The organism is Streptomyces sioyaensis (genome assembly GCF_004122735.1).
Taxonomy (GTDB): domain Bacteria; phylum Actinomycetota; class Actinomycetes; order Streptomycetales; family Streptomycetaceae; genus Streptomyces; species Streptomyces sioyaensis.
This window is the reverse complement of record NZ_SDIF01000049.1, coordinates 18,190-33,750: the sequence shown is the minus strand read 5'-3', so window position 1 is coordinate 33,750 and position 15,561 is coordinate 18,190. Positions and strand designations below refer to the sequence as shown.

At 71.0% G+C, this 15,561-nt stretch carries 14 protein-coding genes; 6 read left to right on the top strand and 8 right to left on the bottom strand.

What is annotated here, in order from left to right; all coding sequences use genetic code 11:
• The first annotated feature begins 48 nt into the window (after positions 1-48).
• The 3 genes from secG to pgi all read left to right on the top strand — a co-directional run bounded on the left by secG (position 49) and on the right by pgi (position 2,780).
• Positions 49-285 carry a preprotein translocase subunit SecG gene (gene secG / locus EST54_RS18315; RefSeq protein ID WP_129248719.1) on the top strand — a complete coding sequence of 79 codons (237 nt, stop codon included), beginning with the start codon at positions 49-51 and terminating at the stop codon, positions 283-285.
• Between the two features lie 155 nt (positions 286-440).
• Positions 441-776: an RNA polymerase-binding protein RbpA gene (locus EST54_RS18310; RefSeq protein WP_078518748.1), complete on the top strand. Its 336-nt coding sequence runs from the start codon at positions 441-443 to the stop codon at positions 774-776.
• A 348-nt stretch (positions 777-1,124) separates the two neighbouring features.
• The gene (gene pgi / locus EST54_RS18305) at positions 1,125-2,780 is read left to right on the top strand and encodes a glucose-6-phosphate isomerase (RefSeq protein ID WP_129248733.1); all 1,656 of its coding nucleotides are present in this window, start codon (positions 1,125-1,127) and stop codon (positions 2,778-2,780) included.
• A 107-nt stretch (positions 2,781-2,887) separates the two neighbouring features.
• Here pgi and pgl read toward each other — a convergent pair whose 3' ends face one another.
• From pgl to tkt, 5 genes are read right to left on the bottom strand one after another with little or no spacing between them, the layout of a single operon-like run.
• A complete protein-coding gene (gene pgl, locus EST54_RS18300) occupies positions 2,888-3,670 on the bottom strand; it encodes a 6-phosphogluconolactonase (protein ID WP_129248718.1) in 783 nt (260 codons plus the stop codon).
• Positions 3,667-4,695 (bottom strand): glucose-6-phosphate dehydrogenase assembly protein OpcA, encoded by a 1,029-nt coding sequence (opcA, locus tag EST54_RS18295; RefSeq protein ID WP_129248717.1) that lies wholly within the window; start codon positions 4,693-4,695, stop codon positions 3,667-3,669. The genes pgl and opcA overlap by 4 nt, the downstream gene beginning before the upstream one ends.
• Complete coding sequence (gene zwf, locus EST54_RS18290; RefSeq protein ID WP_129248716.1) at positions 4,692-6,224, bottom strand: glucose-6-phosphate dehydrogenase; 1,533 nt, start codon at positions 6,222-6,224, stop codon at positions 4,692-4,694. The genes opcA and zwf overlap by 4 nt, the downstream gene beginning before the upstream one ends.
• 6 nt (positions 6,225-6,230) lie before the next feature.
• Entirely contained in the window at positions 6,231-7,349 is a 1,119-nt protein-coding gene (tal, locus tag EST54_RS18285; protein WP_129248715.1) for a transaldolase, read from the bottom strand.
• 34 nt (positions 7,350-7,383) lie between these two features.
• Positions 7,384-9,483, bottom strand: coding sequence for a transketolase (gene tkt / locus EST54_RS18280; RefSeq protein WP_129248714.1), 2,100 nt, complete (start codon positions 9,481-9,483; stop codon positions 7,384-7,386).
• A gap of 454 nt (positions 9,484-9,937) precedes the next feature.
• Here tkt and EST54_RS18275 point away from each other — a divergent pair, with 454 nt between their 5' ends.
• The 3 genes from EST54_RS18275 (at position 9,938) to EST54_RS18265 (ending at position 12,531) form a co-directional block, all read left to right on the top strand.
• Positions 9,938-10,921, top strand: coding sequence for a heme o synthase (locus EST54_RS18275; protein WP_372448092.1), 984 nt, complete (start codon positions 9,938-9,940; stop codon positions 10,919-10,921).
• Between the two features lie 46 nt (positions 10,922-10,967).
• Positions 10,968-11,348: a type 1 periplasmic-binding domain-containing protein gene (locus EST54_RS18270; RefSeq protein ID WP_129248713.1), complete on the top strand. Its 381-nt coding sequence runs from the start codon at positions 10,968-10,970 to the stop codon at positions 11,346-11,348.
• A 136-nt stretch (positions 11,349-11,484) separates the two neighbouring features.
• Positions 11,485-12,531, top strand: a complete 1,047-nt coding sequence (locus tag EST54_RS18265) for an amidohydrolase (protein ID WP_129248712.1) — start codon at positions 11,485-11,487, stop codon at positions 12,529-12,531.
• Here EST54_RS18265 and EST54_RS18260 read toward each other — a convergent pair.
• The 3 genes from EST54_RS18260 to EST54_RS18250 form a co-directional block, all read right to left on the bottom strand.
• Positions 12,504-13,508 carry a COX15/CtaA family protein gene (locus EST54_RS18260; protein ID WP_129248711.1) on the bottom strand — a complete coding sequence of 335 codons (1,005 nt, stop codon included), beginning with the start codon at positions 13,506-13,508 and terminating at the stop codon, positions 12,504-12,506. The two genes, EST54_RS18265 and EST54_RS18260, sit on opposite strands and share 28 nt — an antisense overlap.
• Positions 13,509-13,604: 96 nt before the next feature.
• Positions 13,605-14,393, bottom strand: coding sequence for an ABC transporter permease (locus EST54_RS18255; RefSeq protein WP_129248710.1), 789 nt, complete (start codon positions 14,391-14,393; stop codon positions 13,605-13,607).
• Positions 14,390-15,352, bottom strand: coding sequence for an ABC transporter ATP-binding protein (locus EST54_RS18250; RefSeq protein ID WP_129248709.1), 963 nt, complete (start codon positions 15,350-15,352; stop codon positions 14,390-14,392). Before EST54_RS18250 ends, EST54_RS18255 begins: the two co-directional genes overlap by 4 nt.
• Between the last annotated feature and the right edge of the window lie 209 nt (positions 15,353-15,561).

Genomic DNA, 15,561 nt, shown 5'->3' with positions numbered 1-15,561 from the left:
ATATTGATCCATACGTCCGTCCGTCAGTCCTAGAGAGTTGGTCCAGCCGTGGTCATCGGGTTCTCGATCGCCCTCATCGTCTTCAGCCTGCTGCTGATGATGCTGGTGCTCATGCACAAGGGAAAGGGCGGCGGCCTGTCCGACATGTTCGGTGGCGGCATGCAGTCCTCGGTCGGTGGCTCCTCGGTCGCCGAGCGTAACCTCGACCGCATCACCATCGTGGTCGGTCTGCTGTGGTTCGCCTGCATCGTCGTGCTCGGCATCCTGATGAAGCTCGGCAACTGACAAGGCGTCGGAGGCGCGGCCTATCATGAGGGTGGCGTCCTCGGACGGGTAACTCCAGCCACTGGACGCGCGTTGGGCCTTACGTAGACTGGGGCGTTCCGCAGCGCAGCTGCTGCGAGAGGCTGTGCAGCACCATTACGCAGGGAGTTACGACCGTGGCAAGTGGCAACGCGATCCGAGGAAGTCGGGTCGGGGCGGGGCCGATGGGGGAGGCCGAGCGCGGCGAGTCCGCGCCGCGCACCCGCATCTCCTTCTGGTGCTCCAATGGGCACGAGACGCAGCCCAGCTTCGCCGGCGATGCGCAGGTTCCGGACACCTGGGACTGCCCGCGCTGTGGTTTCCCGGCAGGCAAGGACCGGGAAAGCCCGCCGGACCCGCCGCGCACCGAGCCGTACAAGACCCACCTCGCCTATGTCCGGGAGCGCCGCAGCGACGCCGACGGTGAGGCGATCCTCGCGGAGGCGCTCGCCAAGCTCCGCGGCGAGATCTGACGGAGCACCACACACCGGCCGGCCCGGCCGGAGGGGACAGCACCCTCCGGCCGGGCCGGCCGCGTAGGTGCGCCCTCGTGGGTCGGCCGGTCAACTCCGGGCGCAGTGGGGGCGGCGGATGCGGCGGCCGCTCGGGGGCGACTGTCAGTGGTCGCCCGTACCGTTTTCCGTATGCGCACGATGCGGACGGGGCGGGATGACGAGCTGGGTGCCGGTGCGCCGATACCTGTTCTTCAGGCCGCCGACAGCGCCTCGTCCGGCGGTGGACAGATACCTCCTACCGCGCGCTGATCAATTAGGTTGGGAGACGGCGGGGCCGCTACGAGACGAAGAAGGCAGATGTCCGAGATGAACGCAGAAGGCCGCAGCAGGCTCGACCAGTTGCCCGAGTGGACCGCGCTGGGCAAGCACCGCGAGCAGCTGGGGAAGGTGCATCTGCGCGAGCTGTTCGAGCGGGATCCGGGGCGCGCCGAGCGCTACACCCTCCAGGTGGGCGAGCTGCACCTCGACTACTCCAAGCACTTGGTCACCGACGAGACGCTGCGGCTGCTGGGCGAACTCGCCACGGCGGCCGGCGTGGCGGAGCTGCGGGACGCGATGTTCCGCGGCGAAAAGATCAACATCACCGAGCAGCGCTCCGTGCTGCACACCGCGCTGCGCGCGCCCGGCTCGGCGGTCATCAAGAGCGACGGGGAGAACGTCACCCCCGCGGTGCAGTCCGTCCTGACGAAGATGGGCACCTTCGCCGACCGGGTCCGCTCGGGCGACTGGAAGGGCCACACCGGCAAGCGCATCAAGACCGTCGTCAACATCGGTATCGGCGGCTCCGACCTGGGCCCGGCGATGGCGTTCGAGGCGCTGCGTGCCTACACCCACCGGGACATGCAGTTCCGCTTCGTCTCCAATGTGGACGGTGCCGATCTGCACGAGGCGGTCCGCGATCTGGACCCGGCCGAGACGCTGTTCATCATCGCCTCGAAGACCTTCACCACCATCGAGACCATCACCAATGCCACGTCGGCCCGCGACTGGCTGCTGAGCGGGCTGGGCGCCGAAGGGGGAGCGGCCGTCGCCCAGCACTTCGTGGCGCTGTCGACCAACGCCGAGAAGGTGACGGAGTTCGGCATCAACCCGGACAACATGTTCGAGTTCTGGGACTGGGTCGGCGGCCGTTACTCCTTCGACTCCGCCATCGGCCTGTCGCTGATGGTCGCGATCGGCCACGAGCGGTTCCGCGAGATGCTGGCCGGCTTCCACCTCGTCGACGAGCACTTCTGCTCCGCCCCGCTCCACGAGAACGCCCCGCTGCTGCTGGGCCTGCTGGGCATCTGGTACGGCAACTTCTGGGACGCCCAGTCCCACGCCGTGCTGCCCTACAGCCACTACCTCTCCAAGTTCACCGCGTATCTCCAGCAGTTGGACATGGAGTCCAACGGCAAGTCGGTGGACCGTGAGGGACACCGGGTCACCTGGCAGACCGGCCCCGTCGTCTGGGGCACGCCGGGCACCAACGGTCAGCACGCCTACTACCAGCTGCTCCATCAGGGCACCAAGCTGATCCCGGCCGACCTCCTGGGCTTCGCCGAGCCGGTCGCCGATCTGCAGCCCGGCCTGGTGCCCCAGCACGACCTGCTGATGGCCAACCTCTTCGCCCAGGGCCAGGCGCTGGCCTTCGGCAAGACGCCGGACGAGGTGCGGGCCGAGGGCGTGGCCGAGGAACTGGTCCCGCACAAGACCTTCCCGGGCAACCGCCCCACCACCACCATCCTGGCCAAGGAGCTCAGCCCGTCCGTGCTGGGCCAGTTGATCGCGCTCTATGAGCACAAGGTGTTCGTCCAGGGCGCGGTCTGGAACATCGACTCCTTCGACCAGTGGGGCGTGGAGCTGGGCAAGGTCCTGGCCAAGCGGGTCGAGCCGGCGCTGACCGACGGCGCGGAGGTGCCGGGGCTGGACGCCTCGACGGCCGGTCTGGTCGCCAAGTACCGTGCACTGCGCGGGCGTTGATCCGGAAGGGTCCCGCCGGCGCGCTGCCGTGACGCCGAAGGCCCCGCACTCCCTGGGAGGGGTGCGGGGCCTTCTGCTGCCGGGCCGGACCGTTCGGGACGGACCGCTCAGGCCGAGGCCGGCGGATAGAGCCCGCGCGGCAGCTGTGCCGCCGCCGCCTCGTCCAGCAGCCACAGCGTCCGGCTGCGGCCGCGGGCACCGGCCGCCGGAGCCTGGACCTCGCCGGCGCCGGACAGGGCGATGGCCGCGGCGTTGGCCTTGTCCGCGCCGGCCGCCAGCAGCCAGACCTCCCGCGCCGCGCGGATCGCGGGCAGGGTCAGCGAGGTACGGGTCGGCGGCGGCTTCGGCGCACCGTGCACGCCGACCACCGTCCGCTCCTGCTCGTAGACGGCCGGCAGCTCCGGGAAGAGCGAGGCGACATGGGTGTCCGGGCCGACGCCCAGCAGCAGCACGTCGAAGGACGGCACCGGGCCGTGGTCCTCGGGCCCCGCGGCGGCGGCGAGTTCGTCCGCGTACGCCTCGGCGGCGGCGTCGGCGTCCTTGCCGTACCGGCCGTCCGACGGGGGCATCGGATGCACCCGGGCCGGATTCAGCGGGACGCTGTCCAGCAGCACCTCCCGGGCCTGGGTGTAGTTGCGCTCAGGATCGCCGTCCGGAGCGAACCGCTCGTCGCCCCACCACAGATCGAGCCGGGTCCAGTCCACCGCGTCCCGCGCGGGCGCCTCGGCGACGGCCGCGAGCAGCCCGTTGCCGTTGCGCCCGCCGGTCAGCACCACGGATGCGGAGCCGCGGGCGGCCTGGGCATCCACGATCTTGGTGATCAGCCGGGCCGCCGCCGCCTTGGCCATCAGCTCCTTGTCGCGGTGGACGACAACCTGCGGAGCACTCACTTGGCGGCCGCCTTCTTGGCGGGCGCCTTCTTCGCCGCGGGCTTGGCCGTGGCGCTCCCGGCCGCCGCCGGCTCCCCGGCCGCCGGTGCGGAGTCCTTGCCCTCACCGAGCCGGTCCACGCCGTACTTGAGCGCGGCGGCGTAGATGTCGTCCGGGTCGAGCCGGCGCAGCTCCTCGGCGAGCAGCTCCGCGGTGTCCCGCCGCTTGAGCGCCACCGCGCGGTCCGGCTGGTGGGGCGTGCAGAGCGTGGCCAGCGAGCCGTCCGGGCGGTCCAGCACGATCGAGCCGATGCTGGACTCCATCCGTACGGCGGTCAGGCCGGGGCCGCCGGACACCTTGCGGGTGACCGGAACCTTCAGCCGGTCGGCCAGCCACATGGCGAGCAACTCGCAGCTGGGGTTGAACTCCTCGCCCTCGACCTCGGCCGAGCTGACCGTGCACGGGGCCTGGTCGAGCGCCGCCGCCAGCATCGAGCGCCACGGCGTGATCCGCGTCCAGGACAGATCGGTGTCGCCCGGCGTGTAGCTCTCCGCGCGGGCGGACAGCTCCCGGACGGGCTGCTCGGCGGCGTAGGCGTCGGTGACCCGGCGCTGGGCCAGCGCACCGAGCGGATCCTTGGCGGGGTCCAGCGGGGCGTTGACCGCCCACCAGACCACGACCGGGGCATCCGGCAGCAGCAGCGGCAGCACCACGGACTGGGCGTGGTCGATGACCTCGCCGTAGAGCCGGAGTATGACCGTCTCGCCGGTGCCGGCGTCCGTGCCGACCCGCACCTCGGCGTCCAGGCGGGCCTTGGCGCGGTCGCGCGGCGACCGGCTGACCCGCTTGATGACGACGAGGGTGCGGGAGGGGTGCTCACGCGACGCCTCGGTGGCCTCCTTGAGGGCGTCGTAGGCGTTCTCCTCGTCGGTGACGATGACGAGGGTGAGCACCATGCCGATGGCGGGCGTGCCGACGGCGCGACGGCCCTGGACCAGCGCCTTGTTGATCTTGCTGGACGTGGTTTCCGTCAGATCGATCTTCATGGCCGGCGCCAGCTCCGTCCGTCTCGTGCGAGCATTTCGTCCGCCTCGGTGGGACCCCAGGTGCCCGCCGGATACTGCGCGGGCTTGCCGTGCTTCTCCCAGTACACCTCGATCGGGTCGAGGATCCGCCAGGACTGTTCGACCTCCTCCAGCCGCGGGAAGAGGTTGGCGTCACCCAGCAGAACGTCCAGGATCAGGCGCTCGTACGCCTCGGGGCTGGACTCCGTGAAGGACTCGCCGTAGGCAAAGTCCATCGAGACGTCCCGCACCTCCATCGAGGTGCCGGGCACCTTCGAACCGAACCGCACGGTCACGCCCTCGTCCGGCTGCACCCGGATGACCAGGGCGTTCTGCCCCAGCTCCTCGGTGGCGGTGTGGTCGAAGGGGGAGTGCGGGGCGCGCTGGAAGACCACCGCGATCTCGGTGACCCGGCGGCCCAGGCGCTTGCCGGTGCGCAGATAGAAGGGGACGCCCGCCCAGCGGCGGTTGTCGATCTGCAGCTTGATCGCGGCGTAGGTGTCGGTCTTCGACTTGGGGTCGATGCCGTCTTCCTCCAGGTAGCCGACGGCCTTCTCGCCGCCCTGCCAGCCCGCCGCGTACTGCCCCCGGACGGTCTCCTTGCCGAGATCCTTGGGGATCTTGACCGCGCCCAGCACCTTGGTCTTCTCGGCGACCAGCGCGTCCGCTTCGAAGGAGGACGGCTCCTCCATGGCGGTCAGCGCGAGCAGCTGGAGGAGGTGGTTCTGGATGACGTCCCGGGCGGCGCCGATGCCGTCGTAGTAGCCGGCCCGGCCGCCGATGCCGATGTCCTCGGCCATGGTGATCTGGACGTGGTCGACATAGCTGCGGTTCCACAGCGGCTCGAACATCGTGTTGGCGAACCGCAGCGCCAGGATGTTCTGGACCGTCTCCTTGCCCAGGTAGTGGTCGATCCGGAAGACCTCGTTCGTCGGGAAGACGTCGTGGACGATCCGGTTGAGCTCCTGGGCGCTCTCCAGGTTGTGACCGAAGGGCTTCTCGATGACGGCGCGGCGCCAGGAGCCCTCCTTCTGGTCGGCCAGCCCGTGCTTCTTCAGCTGCTGGACGACCTTGGGGAAGAACTTCGGCGGCACCGAGAGGTAGAAGGCGAAGTTGCCGCCGGTGCCCTGGGCCTTGTCGAGCTCGTTTATCGTCTGCTTGAGCGTGTCGAAGGCGTCGTCGTCGTCGAAGGTGCCCTGGACGAAGCGGCAGCCCTGGACCAGCTGCTGCCAGACCTCCTCGCGGAACGGCGTACGGGAGTGCTGCTTGACCGCCTCGTACACCTCCTGCGCGAAGTCCTCGTGCTCCCACTCGCGACGGGCGAACCCGATGAGCGAGAAACCCGGCGGGAGCAGACCGCGGTTGGCCAGGTCGTAGACGGCAGGCATCAGCTTTTTACGGGACAAATCGCCCGTGACACCGAAGATGACCAGGCCCGACGGCCCCGCGATACGCGGGAGCCGTCGGTCTGCGGGGTCACGAAGCGGGTTGGCTCCGCGTGCATCGGACAAAGGAGATCAGCCCTCCGAGGGAGCGAGGCGCTTGAGCTCCGCCTCGGTCGACTTGAGCAGGTCAATCCAGGAGGCCTCGAACTTCTCCACGCCCTCGTCCTCCAGGACCTGCACGACATCGTCGTACGAGATCCCGAGCTCCGCGATCGCGTCGAGGTCGGCCTTGGCCGCGTCGTACCGGCCGCGGACGGTGTCACCGGTGATCTCACCGCGGGCGGCGGTGGCCTCCAGGGTGGCCTCCGGCATGGTGTTGACCGTGCCCGGGGCGACCAGCTCGTCCACGTACAGCGTGTCCTTGAAGTCCGGGTCCTTGACGCCGGTCGAGGCCCACAGCGGACGCTGCTTGTGGGCGCCGGCCTTGTCGAGAGCGGCCCAGCGCTCCGAGGAGAAGATCTCCTCGTAGGCCTGGTAGGCCAGCCGGGCGTTGGCCAGCGCGGCCTTGCCCTTGAGGGCCTTGGCCTCGTCCGAGCCCTGCTTCTCCAGGCGCTTGTCGATCTCGGTGTCCACACGGGAGACGAAGAACGACGCCACCGAACGGATCAGGGACAGGTCCAGGCCCGCGGCCTTGGCCTTCTCCAGGCCCGCGAGGTAGGCGTCCATGACCTCGCGGTAACGCTCCAGCGAGAAGATCAGCGTGACGTTGACGCTGATGCCCAGGCCGATGACCTCGGTGATCGCCGGGAGGCCCGCCTTGGTGGCCGGGATCTTGATCAGCGTGTTCGGACGGTCCACCAGCCAGGCCAGCTGCTTGGCCTCGGCGATGGTCGGCACGGTCTTGTGCGCCAGGCGGGGGTCGACCTCGATGGAGACCCGGCCGTCCTGGCCGCCGGTGGCGTCGAAGACCGGGCGCAGGATGTCGGCGGCGTCGCGGACGTCCGCCGTCGTGATCATGCGGATGGCTTCCTCGACGGTGACCTTGCGGGCGGCGAGGTCGGCGACCTGCTGCTGGTAGCCGTCGCCCGCGGAGATCGCCTTCTGGAAGATCGACGGGTTCGTCGTGACACCGACGACATGCTGCTGGTCGATCAGCTCTGCGAGGTTGCCGGACGTGATGCGCTTGCGCGACAGGTCGTCCAGCCAGATCGCGACGCCTTCGTCGGAGAGGCGCTTGAGTGCGTCTGTCATGGGTTCTGCATCTCCTACTTGTTGTGTACGGGCGTCAGCGCGCGGCGGCTTCCAGCGATTCCCGGGCGGCGGCGGCGACCGCGTCGGCGGTGAAGCCGAACTCGCGGAAGAGGACCTTGCCGTCGGCCGAGGCACCGAAGTGCTCCAGGGAGACGATGCGCCCGGCGTCACCGACAAAACGGTGCCAGGTCAGACCGATGCCGGCTTCGACGGCGACACGGGCCTTCACGGACGGGGGAAGCACACGGTCGCGGTACGTCTGGTCCTGCTGGTCGAACCACTCGACCGACGGCATCGACACCACACGGGTGGGGATGCCCTCGGCCTGCAGCTGCTCGCGCGCGGCGACGGCGAGCTGCACCTCGGAGCCCGTGCCGATCAGCACGACCTGCGGTGCGGCGTCCCCGTCGGCCCCTTCGGCCTCGAACAACACGTAACCGCCCTTGGCGGCATCCTCGTTGGCCGGGTACGTCGGCACACCCTGACGGGTCAGCGCGAGGCCGTGCGGGGCCCCCACGCCGTACTCCTTCGTCCAGCGCTTGAGGATCTCGCGCCAGGCGATGGCGGTCTCGTTGGCGTCGGCCGGGCGGACGATGTTCAGGCCCGGGATGGCGCGCAGCGAGGCCAGGTGCTCGACCGGCTGGTGGGTCGGGCCGTCCTCGCCCAGACCGATGGAGTCGTGCGTCCACACGTACGTCACCGGAAGGTGCATCAGCGCGGAGAGCCGGACGGCGTTGCGCATGTAGTCGGAGAACACCAGGAACGTGCCGCCGTAGACACGGGTGTTGCCGTGCAGCGTGATGCCGTTCATCTCCGCGGCCATGGAGTGCTCACGGATGCCGAAGTGGATCGTGCGGCCGTAGGGGTCGGCCTCCGGCAGCGGGTTGTCCGCCGGGAGGAACGAGGAGGTCTTGTCGATCGTGGTGTTGTTCGAGCCGGCCAGGTCGGCCGAGCCGCCCCACAGCTCCGGGATCACCGCGCCGAGGGCGTGCAGCACCTTGCCGGACGCGGCGCGGGTGGCCACGGACTTGCCGGTCTCGAACGCCGGGAGGTGGTCCTCCCAGCCCTCGGGCAGCTCGCCCGCGGCGATCCGGTCGAACTCCGCGGCGCGCTCCGGGTTGGCGGTGCGCCAGGCGGCGAAGGACTTCTCCCACTCCTTCTTGGCGTCCCGGCCGCGGTCGAGGGCGCCGCGGGTGTGCTTGAGCACCTCGTCGCCGATGTCGAAGGACTTCTCGGGGTCGAAGCCCAGGACGCGCTTGGTGGCCGCGACCTCTTCCTCGCCCAGCGCCGAGCCGTGCGCGGCCTCGGTGTTCTGGGCGTGCGGGGCCGGCCAGGCGATGATCGAGCGCATCGCGATGAACGACGGGCGCCCGGTCTCGGCCTTGGCGGCCTCCAGGGCCCTGGCCAGACCGACCGGGTCCAGGTCGCCGTTGGGCAGCTGCGCGACCCGCTGGACGTGCCAGCCGTAGGCCTCGTAGCGCTTGACGGTGTCCTCGGAGACCGCGGTCTCGGTGTCACCCTCGATGGAGATGTGGTTGTCGTCCCACAGCAGGATGAGGTTGCCGAGCTTCTGGTGGCCCGCCAGGGAGGAGGCCTCGGCGGAGATGCCCTCCTGGAGGCAGCCGTCGCCGGCGATGCAGTAGATGGTGTGGTCGAAGGGCGAGGTGCCCTCCGCCGCGTCCGGGTCGAACAGGCCGCGCTCGTAGCGCGACGCCATCGCCATGCCGACCGCGTTGGCGACCCCCTGGCCCAGCGGACCGGTCGTGGTCTCCACGCCGGTGGTGTGGCCGTACTCGGGGTGGCCGGGGGTCTTCGAGCCCCAGGTGCGGAACGCCTTCAGGTCGTCCAGCTCCAGGCCGTAGCCGGCGAGGTAGAGCTGGATGTAGAGGGTCAGGCTGGAGTGGCCCGCGGAGAGGACGAACCGGTCGCGGCCGGTCCAGTTCGCGTCCGCCGGGTCGTGCTGCATCAGCTTCTGGAAGAGAAGATAGGCGGCCGGCGCCAGGCTCATGGCCGTACCGGGATGGCCGTTACCGACCTTCTGCACGGAATCCATGGCCAGGACACGGACGGTATCCACCGCACGCTGGTCCAGTTCGGTCCACTCGAGATCTGTGGTGGTCGGCTTGGTGCTCACCCTGAGTCAGGGCTCCTCTCCACATGTCGAATGCCGCGGACGGTGTGCCCGCCAGGCGGTGTCGAGCCTACCCCCGCAAGTGCGTGCGTCTTTTCGACGCTCAGTCGAAGTTTCCGGCGCTCAGTCGGTGGGCGCGGGGCGTGCCGGCAGTCGCTCCGGGCAACCACATCGGGACCACGTGCCTTCCCGGCCCGGACGGCCATACGACCAGACTGCCGGGCACCGGTCCGGTTCGCCTCCCGAACGCCGGGTGAACGGGCGCGGAAACGTGCCCGGGAGCTCCCGCGCCCCGGCGCCCAACACGACCCCACCCCCGCGAAGATCGCCGAATGGCCAACGTCTAAAGTGGCGTGGTACGCGCAAGCCCTTCCGTACGGGTCGATACCGCCGAAGGAGCTTGCAGGCCTTATCTCTTCCGCGGCAGAGGCCGCTGATGTTACTTCCAGGGGTGTGCGTGACGGCCGTCGAATCCCGTCCTGCGGGTGGGGGCACCGCCCACGCCCACAAGGCTGAGGGCAAGCGTTCTCAGCTCCCCAGAAGTCCCGGTGACCGGCCGTTCGGGGCCCGGGTCAAGGCATTCGTGGCGCTGACCAAGCCACGGGTCATCGAGCTGCTGCTGATGACCACGGTGCCGGTGATGTTCCTGGCGGCCAAGGGCGTGCCCGATCTGTGGCTCGTCCTGGAGACCTGCGTCGGCGGCTACCTCTCCGCCGGCGGCGCCGCGGCCTTCAACATGTACCTCGACCGTGACATCGACGCGCTGATGGACCGCACGTCCCAGCGGCCGCTGGTCACCGGCATGGTCTCGCCGCGCGAGTGCCTGGTGTTCGCGACCGCCCTCGCGGTCGGCTCCACCGCCTGGTTCTGGTTCCTCGTCAACCCGCTGTCGGCGATGCTGTCGCTCGGTGCGCTGCTTTTCTACGTCGTCGTTTACACGATGATCCTCAAGCGGCGCACCAGCCAGAACATCGTCTGGGGCGGTATCGCGGGCTGCATGCCGGTCTTCATCGGCTGGTCGTCGGTGACGAACTCGGTCTCCTGGGCCTCGTTCGTCCTCTTCCTGGTCATCTTCTTCTGGACGCCGCCGCACTACTGGCCGCTGTCGATGAAGGTCAAGGACGACTACGAGCGGGTCGGTGTGCCGATGCTGCCGGCCGTCGCGGGCAACAAGGTCGTCGCGCGCCAGATCGTCGCCTACAGCTGGGTGATGGTGGCCGTCTCCCTGCTGCTCCAGCCGCTGGGCTACACCGGCTGGTTCTACACCGCGGTCGCGCTCGTCTGCGGCGCCCTCTGGCTCAAGGAGGCGCACGGTCTGCAGTCCCGCGCCAAGGCCGGGATCACGGGCGCCAAGCTCAAGGAGATGCGGCTGTTCCACTGGTCCATCACCTATGTGTCGCTGCTGTTCGTCGCCGTCGCCGTGGATCCCTTCCTTCGCTGAGGGGTGTGGGGGATCACCCCCACAAAGACCAGTACTCGCGGGTAGCATGCTGTTCATGGCAGACACCCAGCAGGCGGACGAGCAGGTGGAGACGGTGGCCGGCGCAGCGGCCGGAAAGCGGGCCGGCCGGCGCACGGCCAGGCTCGCCAAGGAGATCCGCGCCTTCGCCGCCACCCATGGCGGCAGCGCCGAAGGCCAGCTCGCGCACATCGGCCGCGGCCGCATCCGGATCGCCCTCGTCGGGGCCAACGGCGAGTGGGGCAATCTCGTCGCGGACACCGCCGAATCCGCCAAGGCGGCCGCCGAGCAGGCCGGCCTCACGCTCCAGGAGGACTTCGACGGCGACCTCGCCGCCCGGGTCCGTACCGGCCGCTACGAGTGGTCCCGGATGGCGGGCATCCAGGTGGGCGGCCCGGCCAACGGCTGACGGCCGGTGCCCGGGCGCCGTGCGCCGGAGCGCACGCCGGAAGCGGAGCCCGCTACCTCACCACCACCTCGGCCGTTAGGTTCACCGGGCGCGGCGCTCCGGCCACGCCCGGCGGGCTCACGGCGAGGAGGGGCGGATGGACGGATCTCCACCGCTCATCGATCAGTACAGCCACGGCGCGGTGCACGGCGAGCTCGGCCTCGGCTCCTTCGAGAGCCACCTCGCCGCCGCGGTCGGCGCCCAGGGCCCGGCACCCGCCGGCACCAGCTACTTCGACAGCGTCACCGGCCTGGCGATACGCCGCTGGTGCCCCCCGCTGCTCGGCCTGGAACCGCACTGCCCGCCCGCCCGCTACCTCGCCCGCAGGCGCGAGGTCGGGGCCTACCGCGCCGGACGGATACTGCTGCGCGGCTGCGGCATCGGCACGTTCCTGCTGGAGGCCGGCACCCCCAGCGAGCTGACCTCGGCCACCGAACTCGCCACCGCCGCCGAGGCCCCGGCCCACGAGGTCGTCCGGCTCGAACCGCTCGCCGAGCAGGTCGCCGACACCTCCGGCAGCGTCGACTCCTTCATCGGCTACACCGCCGAGGCCCTCTACGCCGCCGCCCAGCACGCCACCGCCTTCGCCTCCGGCGCCACCCACTGCGACGCACACGCCCCGGAGGCCGGTGAGGTACGGCGCGCCGCGGACCGCTGGCTGCGCGGCCGCCGCCCCGGGCAGCGGCTCGGCGAGCCCGCACTCGTCCGGCATCTGCTGTGGAGCGCGGTGGCGACCGGTCTGCCGGTGCAGCTGCACTGCACCGATCCGCAGCCGCTGGCGGCGTTCCTGCGGGCCACGGCCGGCATCGGCTCGGCTCTCGTCCTGCTGCCGGCCGCGCCGCACCACCGGCGGGCCGCGCAGCTCGCCGCGCTGCACGCCCATGTGTATGCGGACGCCGGGCCCCGCCCCGAGGAGACGCTGGGTCAGGCGCCGTTCGGCAAGCTGCTGTTCTCCTCCGGCGCCCGCGGGCTGCCCGAGCTGTACGTCACCGGCGCCCGGTTCTTCGTCCGCGCCATGGGCCGGCTCGTACGGGAGTGGACCGACGAGGGGCTGTGCGGCGCCGAGGACGGGCGGCGGATCACGGAGATGGTGGGGTCGGGGACCGCACGCCGGGTCTACCGGCTGGACGCGCCGGCCATCTGAGAACCGGTCGCCTCGTGCTCGCCCGCGGGGGCGGGCACGCCGGGCTCGCCCTCCGGGAGCGCACCGCGGTCGCGCAGCGACATGGCAACCCGCAGCACACAGATCCACACCAGGGCCGAGCCCAGCATGTGCACCCCGATGACGAATTCGGGCAGGCCCGTGAAGTACTGGACATAGCCGACGACGCCCTGCGCGGCGAGGCAGCCGAGCAGCTCCAGGACCCTGCGGCGCGGCGCGGCCGGTGCCGCGACGGCGCGCAGCGTGAACCACAGGGCGACGGTCAGGCCGATGACGATGTAGACGAAGTCGACATGCAGCTGGGTGATCTCCTGCCAGTCCACCGCGATCCGGTGGACCTTGCGGGCGTCGCCCGCGTGCGGCCCCGCGCCGGTGACGACGGTGCCGATGACGGTGAGCGCGCCGGCCGCCGCCACCAGCAGCCAGGCCAGCTGCCGCACCGGCCGCGCGACCAGGGCGTGCGGCTCCTCGTCGCCCTCGCCCGCCCGCTTCCAGGTCAGGACGGCGACCGTGAGCAGCCCCGTGGCCGCCAGGAAGTGTGCGCTGACGATGTACGGGTTCAGGCCGGTGAGGACCGTGATGCCGCCGATGACGGCGTTGGACATGACGAGCCAGAACTGCGCCCAGCCGAGGCGGGTGAGCGAGCGGCGCCGGGGGCTCCGGGCGCGGGCGGCGATGATGAACACCCCGATGACCACGCACAGCACGTCGGTCAGCATGCGGTTGCCGAACTCGATGAGCCCGTTGATGCCCATCGCGGCGGTCGGCGTCAGGCTGTCCGGCGTGCACTTGGGCCAGGTCGAGCAGCCCAGTCCGGACTGGCTGAGCCGGACCGCGCCGCCCGTGACGACGATGATCACGGCCATCACGACGGTGGCCAGCGCGGCCCGCCGCACGAAGGCGGCGGACGGCTGCCAGCGGCGGGCGATCAGCTCAAGGGGATTCAGCGTGTTCGGCACGGGAGACATCGTAGGACGGTCCTTGTGCAAGTTTTCACGAGGGGTCCCCGACCCGCCCGGAGCCACCTCCGCGGCCGGGCAGCGGCCCGCCGGCGGCTACTCCCAGCGGAAGAACTTCGCCGCCGCGCCCAGCCCGAGCACCGCCCAGACGGCGAGGATGCCCAGGTCGGTCCACGGCATCCCGGTGCCGTGCTGCAGCACGGCCCGCAGGCCGTCCGACAGCGCGGAGACCGGCAGGAACTGCAGGACGGACTGCGCCGCCGCCGGGAACCTGTCCAGCGGCACGATCACCCCGCCGCCGACGAGCAGCAGCAGGAAGACCAGGTTGGCGGCGGCCAGCGTCGCCTCTGCCTTCAGCGTCCCCGCCATGAGGAGACCCAGGCCCGAGAAGGCGGCCGTACCGAGGACGAGAAGCAGCAGCACCGGCACCGGGCTGCCCTGCGGGGACCAGCCCAGCGCGAGCGCGATCACCGTCAGCAGCACGGTCTGCAGGACCTCGGTGACCAGCACCGCGCAGGTCTTGGCGGTCATCAGCGCCCAGCGGGGGAGCGGGGAGACGGCGAGCCGCTTGAGGACTCCGTAGCGGCGCTCGAAGCCGGTGGCGATGGCCTGGCCCGTGAACGCCGTGGACATCACGGCCAGTGCGAGGACGCCCGGCGCGAGGAAGTCCACCGGCTTCCCGGACCCCGTGTCGACGATGTCGACGGCGGAGAACAGCACCAGCAGCAGCGTCGGGATGACGACGGTCAGCAGCAGCTGCTCGCCGTTGCGCAGCAGCATCCGGGTCTCCAGCGCCGCCTGCGCCCGGATCATCCGGGACAGCGGCGCCGCGCCGGGCCGCGGGGTGAACGTGCCGGAAGCGACACCGGCTCCGGTGGCGGTCATGCGCGCAGCTCCTTGCCGGTGAGCTCCAGAAAGACGTCCTCCAGGGTGTGGCGTTCGACGGCTATCGCGTCGGGCATCACGCCGTTCTGGGCGCACCAGGAGGCGACGGTGGCCAGCAGTTGCGGGTTGACCTTGCCGTGCACCCGGTAGATGCCGGAGGCCGGCTCGGTGGCGGCGCTGTCCGCGGGCAGCGCCTTGAGGAGCGAGGCGAGGTCGAGGCCGGGGCGGCCGGTGAAGCGCAGGCTGTTCTCCGCGCCGCCGCGGCACAGCGCGTCCGGGCTGCCGTGGGCGATCACCCGGCCGCCGTCGATGATCGCGACCTCGTCGGCGAGCTGCTCGGCCTCGTCCATGAAGTGGGTGGTCAGCACGGTGCTGACGCCGTCGGCGCGCAGCTCGCGTACGAGGTCCCAGGTGGCGTGCCGGGCCTGCGGGTCGAGTCCGGCCGTGGGCTCGTCGAGGAAGACCAGCTCGGGGCGGCCGACCACGGCCATCGCCAGCGCCAGGCGCTGCTGCTGGCCGCCGGACAGCCGTCGGTAGGGCGTCCGGCCGCAGCTGCCCAGGCCGAGCCGGTCGATCAGCATGCCCACGTCGAGGGGGTCGGCGTGCAGGGTGGCGGTGTGCCGCAGCATCTCCTCGGCCCGGGCACCCGCATAGACGCCGCCGGACTGCAGCATCACACCGACGCGCGGCCGCAGCGCCGCGGCGTCCGCGACCGGGTCCAGGCCCAGTACCCGGACGTGGCCGGCGTCCGGGCGGCGGTAGCCCTCGCAGGTCTCGATGGTGGTGGTCTTGCCGGCGCCGTTGGGGCCGAGCACGGCGGTCACCTCGCCGCGCCCGACGGTCAGGTCGAGTCCGTCCACGGCGGTCTTGGTGCCGTAGCGCTTGACCAGTCCGACGACCTCGACGGCAGGCTCTCGGCCAGGGGGCCGGGGGGCGCCCCCCGGAGAGGTGCTGGGCATGCCGGGCAGTCTACGGAGAGTGGCAGGGCGCTCTTCAACGGGGGCGTGGGTGCGGAAGGGGCCGGGGTACGCAAGACGGCGGTGCGCGGCCGCACAATTTCCGCCGGCCCGCGCGCCCTGGTGCGCCCTTGTCCGCGGCTGTCGGCAGGGCTCGTCCCGTTGCAGGTCGGAGGGGCATTCGAGGGTTCCGGCGGATGCTTGAATTAGGT

What these genes read in the sequence shown, in the direction of transcription:
- EST54_RS18265 (WP_129248712.1), top strand. Translation starts at nt 11,485, where the DNA reads ATGGACGGATCTCCACCGCTCATCGATCAGTACAGCCACGGCGCGGTG.
- pgi (WP_129248733.1), top strand. Translation starts at nt 1,125, where the DNA reads ATGAACGCAGAAGGCCGCAGCAGGCTCGACCAGTTGCCCGAGTGGACC.
- tal (WP_129248715.1), bottom strand. Translation starts at nt 7,349, where the DNA reads ATGACAGACGCACTCAAGCGCCTCTCCGACGAAGGCGTCGCGATCTGG.
- EST54_RS18250 (WP_129248709.1), bottom strand. Translation starts at nt 15,352, where the DNA reads ATGCCCAGCACCTCTCCGGGGGGCGCCCCCCGGCCCCCTGGCCGAGAG.
- EST54_RS18270 (WP_129248713.1), top strand. Translation starts at nt 10,968, where the DNA reads ATGCTGTTCATGGCAGACACCCAGCAGGCGGACGAGCAGGTGGAGACG.
- EST54_RS18255 (WP_129248710.1), bottom strand. Translation starts at nt 14,393, where the DNA reads ATGACCGCCACCGGAGCCGGTGTCGCTTCCGGCACGTTCACCCCGCGG.
- opcA (WP_129248717.1), bottom strand. Translation starts at nt 4,695, where the DNA reads ATGAAGATCGATCTGACGGAAACCACGTCCAGCAAGATCAACAAGGCG.